The 10,084-nt window shown below is 73.8% G+C and carries 10 protein-coding genes; 7 read left to right on the forward strand and 3 right to left on the reverse strand.

Features of this window, described 5'->3' with window-relative positions; genetic code table 11:
- Positions 1-30 precede the first annotated feature (30 nt).
- Entirely contained in the window at positions 31-297 is a 267-nt protein-coding gene (locus tag ABZ193_RS36330; protein WP_027936597.1) for a hypothetical protein, read from the forward strand.
- 10 nt (positions 298-307) lie between these two features.
- On the opposite strand, the gene ABZ193_RS36335 is transcribed toward ABZ193_RS36330, so the two are convergent.
- Positions 308-877, reverse strand: a complete 570-nt coding sequence (locus tag ABZ193_RS36335; protein WP_354713089.1) for a putative glycolipid-binding domain-containing protein — start codon at positions 875-877, stop codon at positions 308-310.
- A 252-nt stretch (positions 878-1,129) separates the two neighbouring features.
- On the opposite strand from ABZ193_RS36335, the gene ABZ193_RS36340 reads away from it, so the two are divergent.
- The 5 genes from ABZ193_RS36340 to ABZ193_RS36360 are packed head-to-tail and all read left to right on the forward strand — an operon-like array spanning position 1,130 to position 7,010.
- The gene (locus ABZ193_RS36340) at positions 1,130-2,005 is read left to right on the forward strand and encodes a DMT family transporter (protein WP_354713091.1); all 876 of its coding nucleotides are present in this window, start codon (positions 1,130-1,132) and stop codon (positions 2,003-2,005) included.
- Positions 2,006-2,054: 49 nt separating this feature from the next.
- Complete coding sequence (locus ABZ193_RS36345; protein WP_354713093.1) at positions 2,055-2,660, forward strand: CBS domain-containing protein; 606 nt, start codon at positions 2,055-2,057, stop codon at positions 2,658-2,660.
- The gene (locus ABZ193_RS36350; RefSeq protein WP_354713095.1) at positions 2,660-3,541 is read left to right on the forward strand and encodes a universal stress protein; all 882 of its coding nucleotides are present in this window, start codon (positions 2,660-2,662) and stop codon (positions 3,539-3,541) included. Before ABZ193_RS36345 ends, ABZ193_RS36350 begins: the two co-directional genes overlap by 1 nt.
- Positions 3,538-5,919, forward strand: coding sequence for a phosphoketolase family protein (locus ABZ193_RS36355; protein ID WP_354713097.1), 2,382 nt, complete (start codon positions 3,538-3,540; stop codon positions 5,917-5,919). Before ABZ193_RS36350 ends, ABZ193_RS36355 begins: the two co-directional genes overlap by 4 nt.
- Before the next feature lie 5 nt (positions 5,920-5,924).
- The gene (locus ABZ193_RS36360; RefSeq protein ID WP_237340017.1) at positions 5,925-7,010 is read left to right on the forward strand and encodes an acetate kinase; all 1,086 of its coding nucleotides are present in this window, start codon (positions 5,925-5,927) and stop codon (positions 7,008-7,010) included.
- 72 nt (positions 7,011-7,082) lie between these two features.
- On the opposite strand, the gene ABZ193_RS36365 is transcribed toward ABZ193_RS36360, so the two are convergent.
- Complete coding sequence (locus tag ABZ193_RS36365) at positions 7,083-8,525, reverse strand: AAA family ATPase (protein ID WP_354713098.1); 1,443 nt, start codon at positions 8,523-8,525, stop codon at positions 7,083-7,085.
- A 129-nt stretch (positions 8,526-8,654) separates the two neighbouring features.
- Here ABZ193_RS36365 and ABZ193_RS36370 point away from each other — a divergent pair, with 129 nt between their 5' ends.
- Positions 8,655-9,701 carry an NAD(P)-dependent alcohol dehydrogenase gene (locus ABZ193_RS36370; protein ID WP_354713100.1) on the forward strand — a complete coding sequence of 349 codons (1,047 nt, stop codon included), beginning with the start codon at positions 8,655-8,657 and terminating at the stop codon, positions 9,699-9,701.
- 23 nt (positions 9,702-9,724) lie between these two features.
- Here the strand turns inward: ABZ193_RS36370 and ABZ193_RS36375 are convergent.
- Positions 9,725-10,084, reverse strand: a 360-nt coding sequence (locus ABZ193_RS36375) for an STAS domain-containing protein (RefSeq protein WP_354713102.1), incomplete at its 5' end; no start/stop codon positions are given.

Below are 10,084 nucleotides of genomic sequence, written 5' to 3' on the forward strand. Positions count from 1 at the left end.
GCATGCTGGGGGCTCGGGAAGGAGCCGGCGATGATGTACTGGTACGGGAACGGAATGAGCGGCTGGGGTATGGCCCTCATGACCATCGGCAACGTGGCGCTGTGGGCGCTGGTGATCGTGGCTGTCGTCCTGGTGGTCCGCGCGCTGCAGCGGCGGCCAGGTCCGGAGGACCGGGAACGGCCGACGCCGGAGCAGCTGCTGGCCGAGCGCTTCGCCCGCGGCGAGATCGACGAGCAGACCTACTTGCGTGACTTCGAGACGCTGCGGCAGACCGGGCACTCCACACTGGACCGTTGACCGCGGTCCATCACTGGACCCGGACGGCGATGCCCGGGTAGTCGAGGATGAGGCCGTGCCGGTCGTAGGTCAGGCGGCAGGTGAAGTCGAATTCCGGCGCGGCGTAGTCGTAGTGCTCGTCGTCCGACCGGGAGTAGCTCTGGTCCAGGCGGTCGACCGCGAGCCCGACCGCGCGGACGTACGCGGCCGGCGCCGGGACCGGCCGCCCGGCCGGGAACCGCAGCCGGTGCACGGGGAAGGTGTTGGTCATCGCCGAGGCCTCCAGGTCGAGGTCCAGGCAGCCCTGCAACTGGGGCGCACGGGCGCCGTCCACCTGCCAGTTCCCGTCGCCGTCGGCCTCGATGAGCCTGACCCGGGTGGCGGCGCCGCTGCGGCCAGTGATCCGCGCGGACCTGGTCCGCCACGACTCGTCGAGGTGGATCACGTAGTCGACGATCCAGGACTCGCCGTCCTCGGTGGCGGTGGTGACGCCCTCCACCCGGACCCCACCACGCTCCTCGGCGAAGAACGCGACTTCGAACCCGGCGCGGGCCCCCTCGTGCCGCCAGGACGCGACCGGGGGCAGAGAAGCGAACGACATCGGCAACCTCCGTGCGGTCGGTACCGGGACAACTGACCGGCGCGCTGGGTGGTTCCCGGTCGCTTCGTCCGGCCACTGTCAGTCCTGGTGACGGACGCGGGCCAGGCTCGCTCAGGCGTGCGGTGGAAGCGTCTCCGGATTGGCCGGTGCCACTCGCGCGCTGACCAACGGCGGCCGGACGGGGACGAAGGTCACTGGCCGGGCGGCAGGAGCGTCCCGCATGCTCGGCCCAGTCGGCCGGGAGGAACTGCTGTGGTGGTCTGCGTGGTGCTGGCGGTGCTGGCCGCGGCGGCCAACGCCGCCGGGTCGGTCCTGCAGCGGCAGGCCGCGCGGAACGAGCCCGCGGACGGGCACCTGACCATCCGCCTGCTGTGGGACCTGGCGAAACAGCCGGCCTGGGGGTTCGGCGTCACCTCGATGGTGGCCGGGTCCGTGCTCCAGGCCCTGGCGCTGGCGGCCGGCCCGATCGTGCTGGTCCAGCCGATCCTGATCGGCGAGCTGGCGTTCGTCCTGGTCCTGACCGCGATCCTGCGCCGTCGCCGCCTCGGGCTCGGCGAATGGCTGCCCGTCGCGGGCGTCGGCGGTGGCGTCGTGGTCCTGCTCGCCGCCTTGCGGCCGTCCGGCGGCGATCCGCTCGCGGCGCCCGCGGGCGGATGGCTGGCGGGCTGCCTGACCACCACCACCCTGGTCGCCGTCCTGGTGCACCGCGGGGCCGCCGTGAGCGCCGGCGGCCGCCGCGCGCTGCTGCTCGGCAGCGCGGCCGGGGCGTGGTTCGGGTTCACCGCCGTCCTGGTGTCGGCGGTCATGGCCGCGGTGCGCGACCCGTCCGCCACGGTGCTGTCGACCTGGCAGTTCTACGCGGTGCTGGTCGCCGCGCCGCTGGGGTTCTTCCTGCTGCAGAACACGCTGCGCGCGGGGAGCCTGACCGCGTCCCAGCCGGGCCTGATCCTGGTCAACCCGCTCGTGGCGCTGCTGTGGGGCGTGGCCGTGTTCGGGGAGAACGTTCGCGGCGGCGCCTGGGTGCTCCTCGAACTGGGTGCGGGGGCCGCGATCGTGGCGGGGACGATCGGCCTGGCCCGCTCCCCGCTGCTGGCCGCGCACGAGAGGGCCGGAAGTCCCTCCTCCTGATGACCATGGCCCGCTGTGCGGCCTGCTCCGGCTTCCTAGCGTGGAACCCATGCGAGCACAGGACATCATGAGCCGGCCGGTCACGACCGTGACGCCGCGGACCTCGGCGAAGGAGGCGGCGCGGATTCTGTCGTCCCGCGGGTTCACCGCCCTGCCGGTCGTGGACGACGACGAACGGCTGGTCGGCATCGTCACCGAGGCCGACCTGGTCGCCGACCGGCTGCCCCGCGACCCGCGGACCCACGAGGACCGGACGGACCGCGCGCCGGGCGCCACCGTGGGCGAGGTGATGACCACGCCGGCCACCGCGATGCCCCCGGGCACCGACCTGGCCACGCTCAGCCGCGCCCTGCTGGACGCCCGGATCCGCGCCATGCCCATCGCCGAGGGCGGCCAGGTCGTCGGCATCGTCACCCGCGGCGACATCGTGCGAGTCTTCGCCCGCAGCGACAGCGAGATCGCCGGCGACGTGCGCCGGCATCTGTGCCTTTACGGCGGCCCCGACCGCTGGCACGTGGAGGTGCGCGACGGCGTGGTGCACATCGCCGACGAGTTCGACGACGAGACCGACCGCCACGTGGCGACCGTGCTGGCCGAGGCCGTGCCCGGCGTCGTCAGCGCCAGCGCCGTGGCGGCGCACCCGGGAGGGATCTGATGAACGGCAACGCGATCGTCGTCGGCGTGGACGGCTCCGAGGAGGCCACGCGTGCCCTGCGGTGGGCCGCCGAGGCGGCCCGGCAGCGCCACGAACCCCTGCGCATCGTCCACGGCTTCGCGCCGATCACCGGCTTCGACGGCGCGGGTCTCGCGGTACTGCAGCAGGCCTACGACGAGCTGGTCAAGGCGGCCGACGACCTGGTCGCCGACGCCGTCCGGACCGCCCGCGAAGCCGGGGGCACGGACCTGACGATCACCACGGGCCGGCCGACCGAGACCGGAGCGCTGGCCCTGATCGAGGCCTCCCGCACCGCCCGGACTGTCGTCCTCGGCTGTTCCGGCACCGGCGGGTTCGCCGGGATGCTGGTCGGCTCGACGACCGTCGAGGTCGCCGCGCACGCGCGGTGCCCGGTGGTGGTCGTCCGCGGACGGGAGAACGCGGAGGGCCCGGTGGTCGTCGGCGTCGACGGCAGCCCGGTCGGCGAGCGCGCCCTCGCGGCCGCGTTCGAGGAGGCGTCGTGGCGCGGCGCCGGCCTGGTGGCGGTGCACGTCTGGTCCGATGTGGACTTCGCAGGCTACCCGTCGATGGTGCCGATCGCGCTGGACTGGGAGGAGATCGCCGCCGACGAGCGGCGGCTGCTGGCCGAGCGGCTCGCCGGGTGGCAGGAGAAGTACCCCGACGTGCGGGTCGAGCGGGTCGTCGCGCGGGACCGGCCGCGGCACCAGCTGCTGAGCTGGAGCGCGCAGGCCCAGCTGGTCGTCGTGGGCAGCCGCGGCCGGGGCGGGTTCAGCGGGCTGCTGCTGGGCTCGACCAGCCAGGCGCTGATCCACCACGCGCAGTGCCCGGTGATGATCGTCCGCCCGCGGCCCGGCTCGTGAGCACCACCGAGGCGCCGTCACGCGCCGCACTCACCGGCCGCGAACTGTCCCAAGTGGACTCCCAGTGGCGCGCCGCGAACTACCTCGCGGCGGGCCAGATCTACCTGATGGACAACCCGCTGCTGCGCGAGCCGCTGACGCCGGGGCACGTCAAACCGCGGCTGCTCGGCCACTGGGGCACCTCGCCCGGACTGACCTTCGTCTACGCGCACCTCAACCGCGCCATCGTGGCGCACGACCTGGACGCGATCTTCGTGACCGGGCCGGGGCACGGCGGGCCGGCGCTGCTGGCGCACACCTGGCTGGAGGGCAGCTACCCCGAACTGACGCCGGACGTCACGCAGGACGTGGCGGGGATGCGGACGCTGTTCCGCGAGTTCTCGTTTCCCGGCGGGGTGCCCAGCCACGTCGCCCCGGTGGTGCCGGGCTCGATCCACGAGGGCGGCGAACTGGGCTACTCGCTGGCGCACGCGTACGGCGCCGCGTTCGACAACCCGGACCTGCTGGTCGCCTGTGTGATCGGCGATGGCGAAGCCGAGACAGGGCCGCTGGCCGCGAGCTGGCACGCGAACAAGTTCCTCGACCCGGTGCACGACGGCGCGGTGCTGCCGGTCCTGCACCTCAACGGTTACAAGATCGCCAACCCGACGGTCCTGTCCCGGATCCCGCGCGACGAGCTCGACGACCTGCTGCGGGGTTACGGCTACCGGCCCTACCACGTCGAAGGCTCCGACCCGGCGACAATGCACCAGGCGATGGCCGCGACGCTTGACGACGTCGTCGCCGAGATCAGGGACATCCAGGCCGCGGCGCGATCCGGCGCCGCGACCGGGCGGCCGCGGTGGCCGGTGATCGTGCTGCGCAGCCCCAAGGGCTGGACCGGGCCGTCCGAAGTGGACGGTGTGCCGGTGGAAGGGACGTGGCGCGCGCACCAGGTGCCGCTGCCCGCCGTGCGGGAGAACCCGGACCACCTGGCGGCGCTGGAACGCTGGCTGCGGTCCTACCGGCCGGAGGAGCTGTTCGACGCTGACGGCCGCCCCACGCCGGAGGTGACCGCGCTGATCCCGTCCGGCACCCGGCGGATGGGCGCCAGCCCGCACGCCAACGGCGGCGCGCTGCTGCGGCCGCTCGACCTGCCCGATCCGCGCGACCACGCGCCGCGGGTCACCGAACCGGGCACGAGCGTGCACGAACCGACCCGCGTGCTGGGCCGCTACCTGCGGGAGGTGGCCGAGCGCAGCGCGGGCAGGCGGAACTTCCGGCTGTTTGGCCCGGACGAGACGGCCTCCAACCGCCTCGACGCGGTCTACCAGGCCACCGGAAAGGGCTGGCAGGCCGCGATCGAACCGGTCGACGAGCACCTGTCCCGCGACGGCCGGGTGCTGGAGGTGCTGTCGGAGCACCTGTGCCAGGGCTGGCTGGAGGGCTACCTGCTCACCGGGCGGCACGGGCTGTTCTCCTGCTACGAGGCGTTCGTGCACATCGTCGACTCGATGGTGAACCAGCACATCAAGTGGCTGCGCAGCTCACGGGACATCCCGTGGCGGCGCCCGGTGGCGTCGCTGAACTACCTTCTCACCTCCCACGTGTGGCGGCAGGACCACAACGGCTTCTCGCACCAGGACCCTGGCTTCATCGACCACGTGGCCAACAAGAGCAGCGAGGTCGTGCGGGTGTACCTGCCCCCGGACACGAACACGCTGCTGACCGTCGCCGACCACTGCCTGCGCAGCCGGGACTACGTCAACGTCATCGTGGCGGGCAAGAACGACACCCCGGACTGGCTCGACGCCGAGCAGGCCGCGCTGCACTGCGCCCGCGGCGCCGGGATCTGGGAGTGGGCGAGCACCCACCCCGGCCACGAGCCCGACGTGGTGCTGGCGTGCGCGGGTGACGCCCCGACGCTGGAGGTGCTGGCCGCGGTCACCCTGCTGCGGGAGCACCTGCCGGAGCTGGCGGTGCGGGTGGTGAACGTGGTCGACCTGATGCGGCTGCAGCCGGACACCGAGCACCCGCACGGCATGACCGACCGCGAGTTCGACGCGTTGTTCACGCGGGACCGGCCGGTGATCTTCGCCTACCACGGCTACCCGTGGCTGATCCACCGGCTGGCCTACCGCCGCGCCAACCACGCGGGGCTGCACGTGCGGGGCTACAAGGAGCGCGGGACGACCACGACGCCGTTCGACATGCTGGTGCTCAATGACATGGACCGGTTCCAGCTGGTGATCGACGTGATCGACCGGGTGCCCGGGCTGCTGCGGACGGCGGGCACGACCCGGCAGGCGATGGCCGACGCGCGCACCCGGCACCGCCGGTGGATCCGCGAGCACGGCGAGGACCTGCCGGAGGTCCGCGAGTGGCGCTGGACCCGGTGAGCGCGATGCGGGTGCTGACCCTCAACCCCGGGTCGTCGTCGCTGAAGGCCGCCCTGCACGACGGCGACGTGGTGGACAGCCGCACGTGGCAGGCGGCGGACGCCCGCGCCGACGAGCGGGCCGTGTCCGAGGCGCTGGCGGAGTGGGGGCCGCCCGGCTGCGTGGCGGTCCGGTTCGTGCACGGCGGGTCCCGGCCGGGGCCGGTCGTGCTCGACGACGCGGTGTTGCGCGAACTGGAGCGACTCACCCCGCTGGCGCCGTTGCACCAGCCGTTGTCGGTCGACGTCGCCCGAGTGGTGCGCCGGCTGCTGCCGGGCACGCCGGTCGTGGGCTGCTTCGACACGTCCTTCCACACCGGACTGCCGCCGGGCGCCGCGCGCTACCCGCTGCCGCGGGCGTGGACGAGCCAGAACCGGTTGCGCCGCTACGGTTTCCACGGGCTGTCGTGCCGTCACGCGCTGCGCCGGGCCGCGGAACTGCTCGGCCGCGCCGAGGACGACCTGCGGCTGGTGGTCGCGCACATCGGGGCCGGCGTGTCGGTCACCGCGATCCGTGGTGGCGCGAGTGTGGACACCTCGATGGGCTTCACGGCCTTGGAGGGCGCGGCGATGGCGACCCGGTCCGGCTCGGTCGATCCCGGGTTGCTGCTGCACGTGCTCGAAACCGGCGAGGTCACCGTGCCGCAGCTGGCGCACGTGCTCCACCGCGAGTCCGGGCTGGCCGGGATGACCGGCACGTCGGGCGACGTGCGGGAAGTGCTCGCGGCGCGGGACGGCGGGGACCGCGACGCCCGGGAGGCGCTGGAGGTGTACGTGCACCGGCTTCGGCGGGAGATCGGCGCGGCGGCGATGAGCCTGGACCGCCTCGACGCGGTCGTGTTCACCGGCGGCGTGGCCGAACACCAGCCCGGCGTGGTCGGCGAGATCATCGCCGGATGCGAGGTCCTCGGCCTGCGTGCCGCCCTGCCCGGCGGAAGCGGTGACCGGGTGGTGAGTTCCGGCGACGGGCCCGCGGTGCTGGTGGTGACGGCACGCGAGGACCTCGAACTGTGCCGCGGCGCGCTGTCGCTGGTGGGGGTTCAGGCCGGGTAGGCCGTCGCGGAGGTGGGCGAGCCGGTAGTCGGCCCGCTCCGCCACCTCCGCCTGGCGCGGTCGCTGGGGGTGTCAGTCCAGGTAGGCCAGCGCCTGCGCGAGCGAGTCCTCCGTGGTGCCGGCGGTCAGGACGGTGTGCGCCTCCGGCCAGGGGTGCACGTCGCTCGCCATGTGCTGCAGGATCTCCGGCGTCGCGTCCGAGATCGAGCCGGTCCGGGTGGCCAGCCGGTGGGCGGTGACCGTCTCCGGCGCCCAGCAGCGGAGCTGCACGAGCGGGCTGCCCGCGCGCTCGGCTGCCTTCGCCGCGGCGAGGCGGTGGTGCGCCTCGGACCAGGAGGCGTCCAGCACGACGGTCTCCCCGAGCGCGAGCAGTTCGCCGGCGCGGTGCAGCATCTCGTCGTAGGTCAGTTTCGTCGTCTCCGGGCCGTAGAGGCCTTCGCGGTAACCGGCGGCCGCGCTGTCCTCCGGGGTGACGCCCGCCAGTTCCTTGCGGATGCGGTCGCTGCGCAGCACCGTGGCGCCCAGCCGGTCGGCGACCGAACCGGCCAGGGTGGACTTGCCGGAGGCGGGGAGGCCGCCGACGAGGATCATCCGCGGCCGGCCGAGCCGCAGGTGGCGCAGCGCGATGTCGGCGTAGGAGCGGGCGAGTCCGGCCGCGCTGTCGTCGCCCTGGGCGAACCGGAGGCAGGCGACCTTGACGCGCACGAACGCGCGGTAGGCGATGTAGTGGTGGCGCAGCGCCGGGGGAGCGGGGTCGCCGGAGAACTCGGCGTAGTCGTCGAGGAGCTGCCCGGCGAGCCCGGCCGCGCCGAGGCGTTCGAGGTCCATGGCGAGGAAGGCGACGTCGTCGAGGCCGTCCACCCAGCGCAGCCGGTCGTCGAACTCGAGGCAGTCCAGCACGCGCGGACCGTCGTCGAGGCAGAAGATGTCGTCGGCGAGCAGGTCGCCGTGACCGTCCACCACGCGCCCGTCGCTCAGCCGCCGCTGGAACAACGCGTCCCGCCCGTCGAGGAACTCGCGGGTCAGCCGCTCGATCTCGTCGGCGGTCTCCTGGTGCAGCACGACGCCGTGGAACGGGCGGACCTGCGCGAAGCTGTCCTCCCACCGTCGCCGGATCGCCGCCCGCGAGCCCTGCTCGCTGATGCGCGGACCGCGTTCGGCGGCGGCGTGGAAGCGCGCCAGGGTCCGGGCGAGCACGCGAACGGTGTGCTCCAGCGGCGCCCCGGCACGCACCAGGGTCGACAGCCTGCGGTCCTCTGGCATGCGGAGCATCACCACCAGGTGCTCGCACACCTCGTGGTCCGGGCCGTGCATATCGGCCACACCGAGGTACACGTCGGGCGACAGGCGCCGGTTGAGCTCGACCTCCCGGTGGCACACCCGTTCCCGGGTGGCGCGGTCGGTGAAGTCGAGGAACCCGAGGTCCACCGGCTTCTTGAGCTTGTAGGCGCGGTCGCCCACGAGGAACACCGCGCCGATGTGGGTCTCGCGAACGTCGATCCCGGTCTCCGGCATGCCTCCAGGCTCGCCGCCGGTGATCGGCGGCGGAAAGGGCAGGAAGTCCCACGCCGAACGGCTCGAAGTCCCTAGTGCCGCGGCAGGCCGACGGCGACGGTGGCCGACAGGCGAATTGAAGGAGGCGCGATGCGGGCGTGGCGGTTGCCGACGTGGAAGTCCGACCCGGAACTGGTGGAGGTGGACCAGCCCCGGCCGGGCCCGGGACAGGTGGTGGTCCGGATCGGCGGGGCCGGCGCCTGCCACTCGGATCTGCACCTGATGCGGGAGTTCGGAGCGGGGCAGCTGCCCTGGGAGCCGCCCTTCACGCTGGGGCACGAGAACGCCGGATGGGTCCACGAAACCGGCGAAGGCGTCACCGGCCTGCCCGTCGGCACGCCGGTGGCGGTGCACGGGTCGTGGGGCTGCGGCGCCTGTTCCCGGTGCCTCGCCGGGCTCGACACCTACTGCGAGGATCCGGCGGCGGCGCCGATTCCGAGCGGCGGTGGTGGGCTGGGGCTGGACGGCGGCATGGCCGAGTTCATGCTCGTGCCGGAGGCCCGGCACTTGGTCCCGTTGCCGGACGGATTGGACCCGGTGACCGCGGCGCCGCTGACCGACGCCGCCCTGACCCCCTACCACGCGGTGCGCCGGTCCTGGCCGAAGCTGCCGCCGGGCAGCACCGCGGTCGTGATCGGGATCGGCGGGCTCGGGCACCTCGCGGTGCAGATCCTCAAGGCCACCACCGCGACGCGCGTCATCGCGGTGGACACCAGGGCGGCGGCGCTCGAACTCGCGGAGCGGGCCGGCGCCGATCTCGTGGTGCCCGCGGGCGGCCGGGCCGCGGACACGATCCGCGGCACCACCGGTGGCCGGGGCGCCGACGCGGTGTTCGACTGTGTGGGCAACGACGCCACACTGGCGCTCGGCGCCGCGGCCGGCCGCATGCTGGGCGACCTGACGATCATCGGTCTCGGCGGCGGCACGCTGCCGGTGTCGTTCTTCGGCGTGCCCTACGAGATGTCGGTGCAGTCCACCTACTGGGGCAGCAGGCCCGAACTGGTCGAGGTCCTCGACCTGGCCGCGCGCGGGCTCCTGCGCGTCACCGCGACCACCTTCCCGCTGGACGAGGCGCTGGAGGCCTACCGGCGGCTGGAGGCCGGTGACGTCGTCGGCCGCGCGGTCGTCGTGCCCTGACGAGCGTCCTCAGTGGACGGTCATCAGCGCAGGGCGTCGGCCACCGTGGGGTAGATGTCGAGCACCTCGGTGAGCCCGGTGATCTCCAGCGGCCGCAGCACGCGCTGGTCGGCGGCGACCACCCGGACGCACGTGGCGCCGCCGCAGCGCTGCTGCAACCCGGCCAGCACCCGCATCCCGGCGGAGCCGAAGTACGCCACGCCGGTCAGGTCGACCACCAGCACCGGCGGAATCCGTTCGGCCGACTCGGTCACGGCCTGCTCCAGGTGCCTGGCGCTCTCCAGGTCGACGTCGCCCGCGACGCGCACCACGACCTCGCGGTCCAGGACGTCGACGCCGACGCGCAGCTGCTCGCGCCCCGGCCCGCCCCCGGGAGCACCGTG

Source organism: Amycolatopsis sp. NPDC006125 (assembly GCF_040614195.1).
GTDB lineage: Bacteria > Actinomycetota > Actinomycetes > Mycobacteriales > Pseudonocardiaceae > Amycolatopsis_E > Amycolatopsis_E tucumanensis.